The organism is Endozoicomonas sp. ALC020 (assembly GCF_049275935.1).
In the GTDB taxonomy this organism is placed as follows: Bacteria; Pseudomonadota; Gammaproteobacteria; order Pseudomonadales; family Endozoicomonadaceae; genus Endozoicomonas_A.
Map to the genome: position 1 here is coordinate 3,154,597 of NZ_CP184830.1, position 13,769 is coordinate 3,168,365.

14 protein-coding genes are annotated in these 13,769 nt (G+C 48.2%); 4 read left to right on the plus strand and 10 right to left on the minus strand.

Annotated elements, in window-relative coordinates; genetic code table 11:
• Window positions 1-45 precede the first annotated feature (45 nt).
• The gene (locus ACOJUO_RS11625) at window positions 46-1,593 is read left to right on the plus strand and encodes a cryptochrome/photolyase family protein (protein WP_422139859.1); all 1,548 of its coding nucleotides are present in this window, start codon (window positions 46-48) and stop codon (window positions 1,591-1,593) included.
• Between the two features lie 52 nt (window positions 1,594-1,645).
• On the opposite strand, the gene ACOJUO_RS11630 is transcribed toward ACOJUO_RS11625, so the two are convergent.
• The 6 genes from ACOJUO_RS11630 to ACOJUO_RS11655 all read right to left on the minus strand — a co-directional run bounded on the left by ACOJUO_RS11630 (window position 1,646) and on the right by ACOJUO_RS11655 (window position 7,018).
• A complete protein-coding gene (locus ACOJUO_RS11630; protein ID WP_422139860.1) occupies window positions 1,646-2,044 on the minus strand; it encodes a hypothetical protein in 399 nt (132 codons plus the stop codon).
• Window positions 2,045-2,135: 91 nt separating this feature from the next.
• Window positions 2,136-2,909: an SDR family NAD(P)-dependent oxidoreductase gene (locus tag ACOJUO_RS11635; protein ID WP_422139861.1), complete on the minus strand. Its 774-nt coding sequence runs from the start codon at window positions 2,907-2,909 to the stop codon at window positions 2,136-2,138.
• Window positions 2,906-3,451 carry a DUF3833 family protein gene (locus ACOJUO_RS11640; RefSeq protein WP_422136867.1) on the minus strand — a complete coding sequence of 182 codons (546 nt, stop codon included), beginning with the start codon at window positions 3,449-3,451 and terminating at the stop codon, window positions 2,906-2,908. Before ACOJUO_RS11640 ends, ACOJUO_RS11635 begins: the two co-directional genes overlap by 4 nt.
• Window positions 3,452-3,473: 22 nt before the next feature.
• A complete protein-coding gene (locus tag ACOJUO_RS11645; RefSeq protein WP_422139862.1) occupies window positions 3,474-4,781 on the minus strand; it encodes a class I SAM-dependent methyltransferase in 1,308 nt (435 codons plus the stop codon).
• A complete protein-coding gene (locus tag ACOJUO_RS11650; protein ID WP_422139863.1) occupies window positions 4,782-5,636 on the minus strand; it encodes a DUF1365 domain-containing protein in 855 nt (284 codons plus the stop codon).
• Window positions 5,633-7,018, minus strand: a complete 1,386-nt coding sequence (locus ACOJUO_RS11655) for an NAD(P)/FAD-dependent oxidoreductase (protein ID WP_422136870.1) — start codon at window positions 7,016-7,018, stop codon at window positions 5,633-5,635. Before ACOJUO_RS11655 ends, ACOJUO_RS11650 begins: the two co-directional genes overlap by 4 nt.
• 120 nt (window positions 7,019-7,138) lie before the next feature.
• Here ACOJUO_RS11655 and ACOJUO_RS11660 point away from each other — a divergent pair, with 120 nt between their 5' ends.
• Together ACOJUO_RS11660 and ACOJUO_RS11665 are read left to right on the plus strand one after the other, a co-directional pair.
• A complete protein-coding gene (locus ACOJUO_RS11660) occupies window positions 7,139-7,750 on the plus strand; it encodes a sigma-70 family RNA polymerase sigma factor (protein WP_422136871.1) in 612 nt (203 codons plus the stop codon).
• Window positions 7,747-8,400, plus strand: coding sequence for a ChrR family anti-sigma-E factor (locus ACOJUO_RS11665; protein WP_422136872.1), 654 nt, complete (start codon window positions 7,747-7,749; stop codon window positions 8,398-8,400). Before ACOJUO_RS11660 ends, ACOJUO_RS11665 begins: the two co-directional genes overlap by 4 nt.
• Before the next feature lie 221 nt (window positions 8,401-8,621).
• On the opposite strand, the gene ACOJUO_RS11670 is transcribed toward ACOJUO_RS11665, so the two are convergent.
• On the minus strand, window positions 8,622-9,695 hold the full coding sequence (locus ACOJUO_RS11670; RefSeq protein WP_422139864.1) for a methyltransferase domain-containing protein: 1,074 nt from the start codon (window positions 9,693-9,695) through the stop codon (window positions 8,622-8,624).
• 103 nt (window positions 9,696-9,798) lie between these two features.
• On the opposite strand from ACOJUO_RS11670, the gene ACOJUO_RS11675 reads away from it, so the two are divergent.
• A complete protein-coding gene (locus ACOJUO_RS11675; RefSeq protein ID WP_422139865.1) occupies window positions 9,799-11,397 on the plus strand; it encodes an ABC-F family ATPase in 1,599 nt (532 codons plus the stop codon).
• Between the two features lie 47 nt (window positions 11,398-11,444).
• On the opposite strand, the gene ACOJUO_RS11680 is transcribed toward ACOJUO_RS11675, so the two are convergent.
• The 3 genes from ACOJUO_RS11680 to ACOJUO_RS11690 form a co-directional block, all read right to left on the minus strand.
• A complete protein-coding gene (locus ACOJUO_RS11680; RefSeq protein WP_422139866.1) occupies window positions 11,445-11,918 on the minus strand; it encodes an FKBP-type peptidyl-prolyl cis-trans isomerase in 474 nt (157 codons plus the stop codon).
• Between the two features lie 66 nt (window positions 11,919-11,984).
• Window positions 11,985-12,302: a hypothetical protein gene (locus ACOJUO_RS11685; protein ID WP_422136876.1), complete on the minus strand. Its 318-nt coding sequence runs from the start codon at window positions 12,300-12,302 to the stop codon at window positions 11,985-11,987.
• Window positions 12,303-13,166: 864 nt separating this feature from the next.
• A complete protein-coding gene (locus tag ACOJUO_RS11690) occupies window positions 13,167-13,613 on the minus strand; it encodes a hypothetical protein (protein WP_422136877.1) in 447 nt (148 codons plus the stop codon).
• Window positions 13,614-13,769: the final 156 nt, after the last annotated feature.

Below are 13,769 nucleotides of genomic sequence, written 5' to 3' on the forward strand. Positions count from 1 at the left end.
AAGGCATTAAAGGTAAGGATGTAGGCAGATACTTGCGAAGGTTCTATGAAAACCTATTCAACACTGAGGCTCATCCTCGGGGACCAGCTATACGCTGGTCATAGCTGGTTCAGTAAGAAAGACCCGGATACCCTCTATCTGATAGCAGAGCTCCATCAGGAAGCCTCCTATGTAAAGCACCATGTACAAAAGATCTGTGCGTTCTTTGCAGCGATGGAAGCCTTTGCTGCGGCACTGGCAAAGTCCGGCCATGAGGTTTTGCATTTAACCCTCGATGAGACGGCTCAATACGAGGATTTGCCATCCCTTCTGCGAGCGCTGGTCAAAACCCACGGGATCAAACAGGTTCAATACCAGAGAGCCGATGAATACCGGCTTCTGAGGCAGTTGCAGGACATGAATATCGGTGTCCCTGTCCAGGAAGTCGATAGCGAACACTTTCTATTGCCGTTTGATGAGATTTCGAGCTATTTCGGTCAGGGCAAAGCCACAAGGATGGAGCACTTTTATCGCAAGATGCGAAAGCGATTCGACATTCTGATGGACGGCGATCAGCCAGAGGGCAGGCAGTGGAATTATGACCAGCAGAACCGCAACCACTTTAAAGCCAGTGATCTTGAAGAGATCCCGGAGCCACTGGTGTTCACTAATCCCGTGACAGGGATTCTGGAAAGGCTGAACAGACAAAATATTCAATATTTTGGTAAAGCCACTCCCGAGCTGATCTGGCCGATTACGAGGCAGCAGTCACTCAAACAACTGCGTTACTTCTGTCAACACGGATTGCCGCGGTTCGGGCAGTTTCAGGACGCTATGACTCACCGGAGTGATAAAAAATGGAGCCTCTATCACTCTCGTCTGTCCTTTGCCCTGAACAGTAAAATGCTGACCCCAATGCAGGTGATTCAGGCCGCAGTCAGAGCCTGGCGAGCAGACCCCGAGTCCATCTCCATTGCCCAGGTGGAAGGATTTGTCCGACAGATTCTTGGCTGGCGGGAGTACGTTCGGGGCATTTACTGGGTCAATATGCCAGAATATTCCTCACTCAACTACTTCAAGGCTCAGCGTGCATTGCCGGACTTTTTCTGGACCGGCGAAACCCGAATGACCTGTTTGCAGGAGGCGATTGGTCAGTCTCTGGATTATGCCTATGCCCACCATATACAGAGATTGATGATTACCGGCACATTCTGTTTGTTGGCAGGAATCGACCCCGGTCAGGTTGATGAGTGGTACCTGGGCATTTATGTGGACGCTATTGAGTGGGTCGAACTCCCAAACACCCGTGGCATGAGCCAGTTTGCAGACGGTGGTTTGTTAGCTTCAAAACCCTATGCGGCCAGCGGTAACTATATCAACAAGATGAGTGACTACTGCAAAAGCTGTCACTACGACGTGAAGCGAAAAACCGGTGAGCGGGCCTGCCCATTCAACAGTCTTTACTGGCATTTTATGGTGAAACACAGAGAGCAACTGAGCAAGAACCCCAGAATCGGCATGATTTACAAGAACTGGGACAAACAGTCCGGTGATGAACGGGCAGTTATTACCCATCAGGCAGAGGTGTATTTGAAGAAAATACACGAGCTTTAGCAAAAACGCCTTAAACCCTTGCCCAGCCGAACATATTAGAGCTTTTTATTGGCTAAGGTTGGCCCACTCGCTGCCTGACCAGTAAGGATTGATTTAAATAGCGATGCTGGCCTGATAAATGTGTATCCATTTCAAAATCCCCGGTCAATTCGTAAACCGCCCAGCCGGAAGCAAATTTATCCAGTTCACTTTGGTTATTTTGCATAAAAGCTGTGGCTTCTCTGGCACTTTTAAACGCCAATCCACCGGGATATAACCCCCAGAACATAGGTCCAAACTTGATGATACTCTTCCCTTCCGACAGGGCGCTCTGATAGCTGGCATCACCAATGGTAAATATGGGGTGGGTAATATCCTCTCTCACCAATGGGGTGATGGAGTCCATTACCCCAAACCAGACAATGGCAGCTATTGCAATGATCAGGATGAGCGGGTACTTGGCAAATTTCATAAGGAGCCAGATTTGTTATTGGTTGATCAGCCTCCCAAGTCTCCGAAACAGGGTGCCGTTGAGTCCATTCTGGCACAACCTGAAGAGACCATTATTGATTCAGCCGACCGGTCACACCAAAATAGGCTCTATAGGGCAAAATTCTGAGCATTCCCATCATCATGCCAAACACCTTCGGAAATCGAATTTCAAAATGTTTGCCATTTAAACCGCGCAGAATAGCTTCTGCTGCTGGCTCAGCATCCATCAGAAAGGGCATCTCAAAGGTGTTTTTATCCGTCAGAGGGGTTTTTACAAATCCCGGATTGATCAGTTTGATATTCACACCTTTCGGTTTCAGATCCGTATACAGGGACTCAGCCATATTGATCAGAGCTGCCTTGCTGGCCCCATAAGCGGCGGCAGCAGGTAAACCACGATAGCCGGCCAGCGAGGCATTAATCGCCAGGGTTCCCGACTGCTGGTTCACCATCATGGGGATTAACGCATCCAGACAATGACAGACGCCCATCACATTCAATTCGAAGTGTTGACGCATATGGGTGGATCTGAAATCCACGCCTGCTGTTTTGATAAATGTGCCTGCATTCAATACGGCAATATCTACCTGACCAAAGCGGCTCATAATCTCCTCGGCTACTCGCGTCACCTCATCCTGACGGGTCACGTCGGCAGGCAAAGGGATAATAACTCCCTCCAGATCAAGCGCTTCGTTCTGTAGCCGGTCCAGATTGCCGAAACTTCGCGCCGTAGCTATGACCGTGCCACCTTGACGGGCCATCATTAAAGCCAGCTGGCGACCGATTCCCTGACTGGCACCGGTAATCCAGATTACCTTGTTTTTCAGAGATGGGAGTTTCTTCATTTTTCCTTCTCTGATTCTGTATTCGAAAGCTGCAGTTTTTCCAGCGATGATGCACTGATCAGCGAAGCATCTTTACTGAAATAGAAGGTCAGGGTGCCCAGCCTGAACCCCCATTTGCTGACATCAGCAATATTGAGAATCTGGCCATTTTCCTGCAGGAACAGCCAATCATCAAATTTCACCCGCCAGTTGATTCCCTTGATGGGTAAATTCATTTCATAGGTCCAGTTAAAGGTGTTGCCCTGACTGCTGCCTGTGGCCAGACCGATCAAATCATCTGCCTGACCTTCGTAGTGGCTGTCATCCAGTGTTTTTATTTTCCAGAGCCGGTTGGATGCAGTGCCATCGTCATAAATAAAGTCCTCATCCAGTATTAGTGTATTGTCTTCTATTCGACCTTTCATGATGACTTCAAAGTAGTTCCGCACTTTACCAAAGCGATCAACAAACTCTCCCCAGGCATAGGTGGTGCCCTGGAAATATTGTTCAATGGTTAGAACAGGTTGGTCCTGCCTGTATCGCTTCTGTATTGCTTCCCGCATAACTAAGACCTCCCTGCCTGCTTCATATACCGGGCTTACTGATTCGATAAAGTCTCACGTCAATGCTGTCCTGCTTAAAGCCGGCTTCACAATAAGCCAGGTAGAACAACCACATACGTTTAAAATGTTCGTCAAAGCCCAGAGTCACAATCTCTGGCCAGTGTTGCCTGAATGATTGGGCCCAGATTGAAAGTGTTCTGGCGTAATCACGGCCAAAGGAATGAGTGTTCTCGATATTCAGGCCTGCCTGATGACACTGGTCGTGGATCACCTGGTCTGTCGGGAGCATGCCGCCCGGGAAGATATAACGCTGAATAAAGTCGGCTTCCGCCCGATAATCGCTGAAGCGCTCTTCATCAATGGTAATCACCTGAATCACCGCCACTCCGCCAGGCTTGAGGGCATCAAACACTTTCCGGAAATAAATGGGCCAGTGGTTCTCTCCCACGGCCTCTAACATCTCTATGGAGACAATGCGGTCGTACTGTCCCTGGATATCCCGGTAATCCTTTAGCTGAAAGTTAAAACCGGCATCCTGCTGAAGCGAATCACGGGCAAACTGTAACTGCTCTCTGGACAGCGTCACTCCGGAATAATTCTGTCCTCCCTGCTGCTGTAATGAGCGGGCAAAACCTCCCCAGCCACAACCGATTTCGAGCACGGAATGTTCTGGCATCACATCCAGCCAGTTCAGTACCCATCTGTATTTATTGGCCTGAGCCTGTTCAAGTGTTTCATCGTTGTTGCTGAACAAGGCACTGGAATAGGTCATGGAGTCGTCCAGCCACAATCGGTAAAAGTCATTGCCCAGATCATAATGGGCGGCAATATTGCGACGACTTCCTGAGCGACTATTGTTGTTTAAAAGATGACTTAATCGATTCAGTTTTCGAAATAGCCAGTTTGAGGAAAATTGCTTGTCTAACTGCTTTTCATTAAACATTCCCCAGTCCAGCAGAGCCTGCAGGTCTGGCGTATCCCAGTCGCCTTTCATGTAAGATTCTGCCAGCCCGATGATCCCCCGGTTGGCTGCCAGGAGCATGCTGAAAGGGTGATTAATTCTGACTCTGGCAATCGGTACGTCCCGTAGAGACGAACCTATTTTTATCACACTGTTCTTTTGTACTAACTCAATACGACTCAGCGAAGCCTTCTCCAACCGTTTAACCAGCCAATTAACGGCTTTGGACGATGTTTTATTGAGAAACAATTCACTTTCGCCAAGGGCATTTCCTTCGCTGTGGGCGCTTCTTTCAGCATGGAGGTTAGCTGCGCTCTGCCCGGAAGGCAATCCATTCTGCGACAGGGTTTTTCCTGAGATGTCCAACATTTACGCCCCCTGTTTCTGGTACTTTTTTTGTTCGTTCATGGTTGTTGTTTTTCCTGTGCGTTTCAGGGTGCTATTCCAGCGGTGTGTGATGCCGCGACTCCAACTGAAGAAGCGACCTTTTGGAACATGGCGAACTACCCGAACACCTTTAATGAATAGCCGGAGAGCTTCCCAATGAATGGCCAGAGTTACCTTGAAAGCCTGCAATGGCAGAACAAACAACTGCCTGAGAATGTTCAGATCACTGAGCGCCTGTCGCTCGCCCTTGAGAACTGCTGCAAATAGCTGGCCATCAGCATTATGTAGATGAATGCCAAGTTTCAGAATCTGGTCGGGCAAGCGGGCCTTGAAACGGTATTCACATTCGGTTTCAAAAAAGGGTGAAACGTGAAGTTGCTTCTTGACGGACTGGTGAAAGGTTGTTTTTTTACCCTCACTGTTTTCTATCGGTATAACGTAACTGTGTCGTTCACCAAAGGTGTTGGACACCTCATAGATAAGGGTAGACAGTTTCTGCTCTGAGTCCAGACAGTAATAGACCGTCAGAGGATTAAAGATATAGCCAAGTACTCTGGGGTAACACAACATAAAGATTTGTTCAGGTGCCGGGATGTCATATGCCAACAAAAGCCTGGTTGCCTGGGTTTTGAGACAGTTTCCGGAACCGTCAGCAAAGTCTTTTGGATGAAAAGAGAGCACATTGAATCGGCTCACTGAAAACAGCTTGAGCTCGTCATCAAGCTGATTCAGCTCATCCAGATCGATAAGCCAGGAAGCCACCCGATAACTGAAACGGTGCTTCCGGGGCCGAATACGGTTATGCATTAACTGTCCCCAATAGACCGCTGACTTCATGTCCGCCTCCCATTACTGACACTGCTGTCTGTAACCTTGTTGGTAGTGCTGTTTGTAAAATGAGAAACCGGCCTCTTCCCGATACCATGTTCGGGCCAGATCAATCTGTCATTCTGGTTTTCAACAGACCAGGGTCTTCTTTTTCCACCCAGCGCTTCGGCAACGGCCAGCCCGGATTGAAGGCCGTCTTCATGAAAACCGAAACCAAACCAGGCGCCACAGAACCATGTACGATTACGGCCCTGTAACTCCCATAATCTTGATTGTGCCTCCAGAGCATTTCGATCAAACACAGGGTGGTCGTAGAGGTAGCAACCATGAATAGATTCAGGCTCTATGGAAGGGTTGAGAGTGACAAACAGAGGAAGACCTTCCAGATGCTGAAGACGATTCATCCAGTAAGTGACGGAAGGACCCTCATTGCTCTGGGTGCCAAAATAGTTCCAGCTCGCCCAGGCTCTTTTTCGTTTAGGCATCAGTCGTTCATCACTGTGCAAAATAGCCCGATTACGCTGGAAACTGAACGATCCTAACAGTAATTGTTCCAACTCACTGGGTTCACTCAACATCGCCAGAGAAGTATCTGCGTGACAGGCCATAACAACATGATCAAACTCATGAGTATCGCCCTGCAAGTCAGAAATGATAACCCGGTCTGCATGGCGCTTGACCTTTCGAACACAGCGATTTTTGATGGCCAGGCCGTCCATGTCATCCAGAATGCGGCGAACATATTCTTTGCTACCGCCATTGACAGTTTGCCATTGAGGACGATTTGTCAGCTGGAGTAAGCCGTGATTCTGGCAAAAACGCATAAAAGCCAGGGCGGGATAATCCAGCATTCGATCGGATGGCGTTGACCAGATAGCCGCTCCCATTGGCACCAGGTGATCATCCATAAAACGTTGGCTGTAGCCCCGACCTGTGAGCAGTTCCCGGAGCGTGACTGATGGGTCCAGCTGTTTCATTAATTTGGCACTGGACCGATAGAACCGGAAAATATCCAGCAACATTTTCAGAAATCCGGGCTTAACGGCATTCAACCTTTGGGCAAACAGTCCATTCAGGTCTGTTCCGGAATATTCAGTCTGTCCTTTATTCATGGATACCGCAAAAGACATATCCGTATTGGTGACAGGTACATCCAAATGGTCAAAAAGAGCTGTTAGATTGGGGTAAGTTTTATCATTGAAGACAATAAAACCGGTATCCACGGGTATAGACTGGTCATCATCCTGAACCATCACCGTGTTACTGTGACCTCCAAAACGATCATCTTTTTCAAATAGAGTGACTTGATGCTGCTTGGACAGTAACCAGGCGCTGGAAAGCCCACTGATGCCTGATCCAATTACAGCAATGCTGAGTCCTTTAGCTGTCATAGGGCGACCTGTAAACATAATCTTCAAGATTTTTACGCTATAACGATTTATTTGGATCACTCACTAAAAAATCGGAATCCAGATGATCCAAACGACATTTCATAGCGTAAAGAGAGACAAATGAGCTGGACACACGATACTCTCATGATAAGTCCATCTACGAACAAGACCACAATGGATTCAGAAAACAGTCACTCTGAAATGCCAGACAAGCTCAAGCAGTCATTGGTTGATCTGGGCCGCTATCGGGACAAACAAACGTTTGCGCTCCTGTACAGTTTTTTTGCACCCAGACTCAAAAGACACTTGATGACTAAAGGCGCACACGGAGAAATGGCTGAAGAGCTGGTTCAGGAAACCATGCTCTCTGTCTGGAGACATTGTAAAAGTTACGACCCCGAGAAATCTACGGCGTCCACCTGGATCTTCAGGATTGCACGCAACCTCTGGATTGATCGGTTGAGAAAGGAAAAAGCGGACTTGATGACGCCGTTAGATAATTATCCGGAAAGCCATTTTGAGCCAGCCATGGCGGAGCTTGATTCAGAAAAGATCAAGTCCGCTCTCAAGAGCCTGCCTCAACAACAGGCTCAGTTGGTGTATAAGGTCTACTACGAAGGAAAAAGCCACCGGGAAATTTCTGAAGACATGGACATGCCTCTGGGCAGTGTCAAGTCAGGCTTGAGACTGGCTTTCAACAAACTTCGTAGTCAGGCGGGAGGGTTAAAATGACTACACATCATCCTGACCTCAGCACCCTGATGAGCTACTCTGCGGGCAGTCTGCCTGATGCCATTGCTACTGTGGTTGCTGCTCATCTGAGTGTTTGCAGTCATTGCAGACAACAGGTTCAGGAAGCTGAACAAGTCGGTATCAGTTTACTGGAAGAGTTAGAACCAGCACCCATGTCTGACCATGCTAAAGACGACATTCTTGCCCTGCTTGATGAGATTGAGCAGGCTCCCGTCAGTAGCAGAGAGGAGCGGGATGTTCCGGTTGATGCCGATATACCGGCTCCTTTCAGACCCTTGCTCGGCTATTACCTGGACGATCTGCATTGGCGGTACATGGCTCCGGGCCTGAAGCAATTCTTACTGCCAGCGTCTGGTGGCAGCAACCTGCGGTTGTTAAAGATCGCACCTGGCACCTGCATGCCTTCCCACGGGCATACCGGCTCAGAACTTACCATGGTATTGAGAGGTTCCTATTCGGATGAGCTGGGTCGATTCTGCGCTGGAGATGTAGCCGATCTGGACCCGGACGTTCAACATCAACCGGTGGCAGACACCGGCGAAGACTGCATTTGTCTGATTGCCACTGATGCACCTTTACGATTCAATGGTCTCGTTCCCAGGCTTCTGCAACCCTTCTTCCAGCTTTGAGTTGAGTCATTTTACAGTCAGTCTTCCGGGATGCATGGGTTATCCACACTCTTTGCATTCCGACGACTGAATCTAAACGACAGCCTTAAAGTATCTACATAAATAGTTGGTTGTTTTTTGATCAGTTGACAAAAAAACCGTTTAATGAGGCTTCCAGATGTATCCAGAAAGAAGTCACAAGGTTATCCACAATATTTGTGGATAATGAAACATAACTGTCATCATCGTGCAGATATGACGTGGTATTCCAGCAATCCCCGGTGTTGCATCCAGCGGATAAACCAGACCAGCAGCCGCAAACGAATCCAGACTTTTGGACGGGTAACAGGCGACAGTTGACGATAGTGCTGCGAGAACCAGAAGCAGAAGCCCGAAAGAACATCCTGGCTGATGTCCAGACACTCAACTTTTTCAAAGCCCGCTTCTTTAAGATGGAATTCATACTTTTGCCGAACCATTAAGCCTTTCACAGAAATACCACAGGGTCTTGCCAGCAGGTTTACCATTCTTCGTTCCATGGGATTCCTGAAAGGGCGGCTGAGTATCATATCGGTCAGGGTAAGGCTGCCGCCATCCTTAAGGACTTTTCTGGCGTTGTTGAAAAAACGCGATTTGTTATCAAACTGGTAAGCGCAATCAAGGGCCAGCAATTTGTCAAAAGAATCAGCCTCCAGCTTCGCCAGCTCCAGCTCGTGGCCTCTTACCAGCTTTAGCTGGTCATAGTGATCACACTGGTCCTGGGCGCTTGCCAGCAGTTGCTCTGTTTCTGCCAATGCGGTGAGTGAATCAACCTGATAATAATCGAGCCAGACCAAAAGCTGATCGTTGCTGGAGAAACCCACATCCAGCACCTTATCCTGATTGGAGAGGCAGGCTTTATCGGCAAGCAGACCTGCCAGCTCGGAACAGGCATGACCATAATCGGAAGTCTCGCGCCAATAACCGATCAGCCTCCAGCCGGAGGAAGTTGATACACCACTGTTCAAAAGCCACTGATCAGCCAGCATGCCACGCTCTCCATTAGAAGGGGGCCACCAGATATTGACGATCAGACTGATCAGCTGGGACAAAAGTCCTGACATTACCAGCCAAGTTAACAGGATGCCTGAAAGAAATGCGAAGATGGTCATAGAATATAAATTATTAATTCCTTTGGATAAGCCTGTATGTCCGCACAGAGCTCGGGCAGTTAGCTGATAATAGTGAGATCCTTCTTCTATTGCCAGCGGCAAACCGGGAGGCCATAGCCGTTTGCTGACGGACACTGTCACTATCAACAGGGAAGTATGGAGCACCTCTGATAACCAAACAGGCACATTTGTGTAATAATTGGCGGTTTATCTTTTAAATGATGTATAGGCTGTCTGGTCAGGCAGATCGCCAAGGGGGAGCTAGGTTATGCTGATAACGTCTAATGTGACCATGCAATTCGGGGACAAACCCCTCTTTGAAGATATCTCCGTCAAGTTTGGCGACGGCAACCGTTACGGTCTGATCGGTGCTAACGGTTGTGGTAAGTCCACCTTGATGAAAATTATCAGTGGCGAACTGGAACCCTCTGCCGGCAATGTCAGCTACGATCCCAACGAGCGTATTGCAAAGCTGAACCAGGATCAGTTCGCCTATGAAGAAAACACGGTGATTGATACCGTGATCATGGGCCATGCCGAACTCTGGAAGGTCAAGGAAGAGCGTGACCGCATTTATGCCAAGGCTGACATGACAGAAGAAGAAGGTATGCGTGTCGCAGATCTGGAAGTTCTGTTTGGTGAAATGGACGGTTATTCCGCCGAAGCCCGTGCCGGTGAACTGCTGCTGGGCCTGGATATTCCTCTGGAGCAACACTATGGTCCAATGAGTGCTGTTGCCCCGGGCTGGAAGCTCCGTGTTCTGTTGGCTCAGGTATTGTTTGCCGATCCGGACATCATGCTGCTGGACGAACCCACCAACAACCTGGACATCAATGCGATCCGCTGGCTGGAAGGGGTACTCAAGCAGCGCGACTGCACCATGATCATTATTTCCCACGACCGTCACTTCCTGAACAGTGTCTGCACCCACATGGCTGATCTGGACTACGGTGAGCTGCGAACGTTCCCGGGTAATTACGACGAGTACATGATTGCGGCTACCCAGGCTCGTGAGCGTATGCAGGCTGATAATGCCAAGAAGAAAGCCCAGATTGCGGAGCTCCAGAGTTTTGTCAGTCGCTTTTCTGCCAATGCTTCCAAAGCCAAACAGGCGACCTCCAGGGCCAGGCTGATCGACAAGATCAAGCTCGAAGAGGTTAAACCTTCCAGCCGACAGAATCCGTTTATCCGTTTTGAACAGGAAAAGAAACTGTTCCGCAATGCGCTGGTGATGGAAAAAATGTCCCAGGGTTACCAGGACAACATGCTGTTCAACGACGTTGAACTGATGGTTGAAGTGGGTGAGCGCATTGCCATCATTGGTCAGAACGGTATTGGCAAGTCCACACTGCTGCATACTCTGGCCGGTAAGATGGCACCGAAGGGAGGCACTATCCAGTGGTCAGAAAACGCTGATATCGGTTACTACGCCCAGAACCACAGCGACGAGTTCGATAAGGATATGAACCTGTACGACTGGATGAGTCAATGGATGAACGAAGGCGACGATGAGCAGGTGATCCGTGGTGTTCTGGGCCGTATGCTGTTCTCCCAGAGCGACATCAAAAAGTCCGTCCGCGTTATTTCCGGTGGTGAGCAGGGCCGTATGTTGTTCGGCAAACTGATTCAACAAAAACCGAACGTATTGCTGATGGATGAGCCGACTAACCACATGGATATGGAATCCATTGAATCTCTGAACCTGGCGTTGGAAAACTATCCGGGCACACTGATCTTTGTCAGCCATGATCGTCAGTTTGTATCGTCTCTGGCGACCCGCATCATTGAAATCACAGAAAATGGCATCGTCGATTTCCACGGAACTTATGACGATTACCTGCGCAAGCAGGGGGTTGTTGAAGAATAAGTGATTAATGGGGCAGAGGGCCTCTGCCCTTATATTGAATGAATGGTTTATTCGATACCCAGCAGCTCCACATCAAAGATCAGCGCAGAGTTGCCGGGGATTTTACCGGCACCCCCGCTGCCGTATGCCAGATTGGCAGGAATAAACAGTCGGAACTTGTCGCCTACCGACATCCGTTGCAGACCTTCGGTCCAGCCCGGAATCACCTGATTCAGTCCAAAAGAAATCGGCTGTCCACGGTCTACAGAACTGTCAAACACCTGACCATTAATTAACGTACCGTGATAGTGCACTTTCACTTTGCTGGTGGCTGTGGGGTGATCGGAATCTTCACCCTTCTCAAGAATCTTGTACTGCAATCCGGACTCTGTAGTCATCACGCCTTCTTCATTCTGGTTTTTTTCCAGAAAAGCCTGACCCTGAACCAGGGCCTCCTGAGCCAGTTGTTTTTTCTGGTCAAAGCGGCGTTTGCCCCAGAACAAGATGACAGCAATAAAAACAATGAGGATAGCAGTAGACACAAGGATCACCCGATCTGTGGATAAGTCGATGAAAAATACCTTATCCGGACAGCTAACTCAAAAATATCAGCCTCCTATCTCCGCTTCCCTGTCGGTTTCTGCGGGCTCAGGTTTAGGGTTAACCAGCTTTTCCTCTTTGGGCCATTGTCCACTCTGTTTTCGGGTCCCCATAAAAAGAACAGCAACCATACCCACCAGAATCAGCCCCATCTGAACCATAAAGATCAGCATGATCAGCGGCAACATCAGTACAAACAGGCCCGTGAGAATAACGGTGCCGAGAATTGCTTTAAACGGGCTGATGGCAGCGCCATTACGCTGCTCAAAAAAAGCAGTCTTAACGTGAATGAAGTCATTTTTTAATTGATTGAGCCATTTTTCCATGATTTACCTCGATCAGGGAGGAAGTTAGTCATGGCTCAAGTGTAGAGGGTTGTGGATAAACAGATCGTGTCCGGTAGATTAAAGTTTGTTCATCGAAAAGGGTTGTGTTTTTAAAGGACAGGAGTTGCCACTGGCCGGTGAAGGACTGTTTTGACGAAGATTACTGGCTTAGTCTGATCCCCCGTTACCTCTGCTCCAGTCATAAAGCAAAATGCCAACTCGAGGTGAATATACGCATGCTGCCAGACCTCCATAGATTAAAGCACCTCTCAACGCCCTGATGTGGGGTGATCCATGGTAAATACAATACCCTGTAACAGCGCCTATGAATGCGTGTGGAGTCACAGTAAAAACAACAACTCCCGTTCCGAACAATGCCGCAAAAGTATTCACCAAGCTTTTCGGAGTGTATAAACCCCACAAAATGGTTTTTTTGCTGTAGCTGTCAGGACCAAAGTTGTCATCATCATCGCAGCAGCCATAATTGTAATTGCCATGATCACTGCTGCCACTGGAGAAGACAGCGCCTGAGAAAATAATCACATATCCAAGCATTATGACAAACAGGAAGTTTTTCATTAGATGATCTCAATGGCCATTAGTTCCTGATTGAACACGCAGGATAGCATTTGACTGAAAGCTTGCAAGCCGGGCTGCTTTGAGCGTGATTGAAAAAATTATTGAACCATCGTCCAAGCTAAGAAGGTTCTGATTGGAATCAGCATCTTTGGTGAAAAGGCAAGAAAGAAACGAAAGCTACCTTGAGAGTCAGGCAGCAGGTTATATATTGTGCAAGGAACAATAGAGGTTATCGACGCTTTAAGCCAGGGAGATTAAGAAATATACGGGTGATCTGTTTTTCTTTCAGTGCGACCCCTCTTTTACATTATCTATGCGGCAATTATAAAGCATAACGCCAGCTGCAGTTGAAAATGCACATGCTGATAGCCCTCCCAGAATTGCAGCACCCTTCAACGCCCTGATGTGGGGTGATCCAGAGAAAAAATAATAGCCTCCAGCAGCGCCTAGACATGCACGTGGAATAACCCAATAAACAACAAGCCCCATTGCGTGCAATGCCAGCAAGGTCCTCCTCAAGCTTATCTCATCGTATAAACCCCACAACATGGGTTCTCGATTGTGGCTGTGAGGGACGACGTAGTCATCATTGGAGTTTTCCTCATCGTATAAACCTGACAACATGGGTTTTTGATCGTAGCTGCGAGGGACGACGCAGACGTCATTAGAGCGGGCAGTGCTTGAGAAAACACTCGTATACCCAAGCATTATTACAAACAGGTAATTCTTCATAAAGCGACCTCAATGGTAATTAATTCATGATTGGACATGAAAAAATAGCATTTGACTGAAAACTTGCAATTCTGGCTGCTTTGGGTCTGATTCAATGGATTGGAAAATTGTAAAGCAATACATTAGTTGCTTTTCTCAAAAATGAAACTAATATGT

Coding starts and splice junctions, on each gene's coding strand:
- ACOJUO_RS11625 (WP_422139859.1), top strand. CDS start 46: ATGAAAACCTATTCAACACTGAGGCTCATCCTCGGGGACCAGCTATAC.
- ACOJUO_RS11630 (WP_422139860.1), bottom strand. CDS start 2,044: ATGAAATTTGCCAAGTACCCGCTCATCCTGATCATTGCAATAGCTGCC.
- ACOJUO_RS11635 (WP_422139861.1), bottom strand. CDS start 2,909: ATGAAGAAACTCCCATCTCTGAAAAACAAGGTAATCTGGATTACCGGT.
- ACOJUO_RS11640 (WP_422136867.1), bottom strand. CDS start 3,451: ATGCGGGAAGCAATACAGAAGCGATACAGGCAGGACCAACCTGTTCTA.
- ACOJUO_RS11645 (WP_422139862.1), bottom strand. CDS start 4,781: ATGTTGGACATCTCAGGAAAAACCCTGTCGCAGAATGGATTGCCTTCC.
- ACOJUO_RS11650 (WP_422139863.1), bottom strand. CDS start 5,636: ATGAAGTCAGCGGTCTATTGGGGACAGTTAATGCATAACCGTATTCGG.
- ACOJUO_RS11655 (WP_422136870.1), bottom strand. CDS start 7,018: ATGACAGCTAAAGGACTCAGCATTGCTGTAATTGGATCAGGCATCAGT.
- ACOJUO_RS11660 (WP_422136871.1), top strand. CDS start 7,139: ATGAGCTGGACACACGATACTCTCATGATAAGTCCATCTACGAACAAG.
- ACOJUO_RS11665 (WP_422136872.1), top strand. CDS start 7,747: ATGACTACACATCATCCTGACCTCAGCACCCTGATGAGCTACTCTGCG.
- ACOJUO_RS11675 (WP_422139865.1), top strand. CDS start 9,799: ATGCTGATAACGTCTAATGTGACCATGCAATTCGGGGACAAACCCCTC.
- ACOJUO_RS11685 (WP_422136876.1), bottom strand. CDS start 12,302: ATGGAAAAATGGCTCAATCAATTAAAAAATGACTTCATTCACGTTAAG.
- ACOJUO_RS11690 (WP_422136877.1), bottom strand. CDS start 13,613: ATGAAGAATTACCTGTTTGTAATAATGCTTGGGTATACGAGTGTTTTC.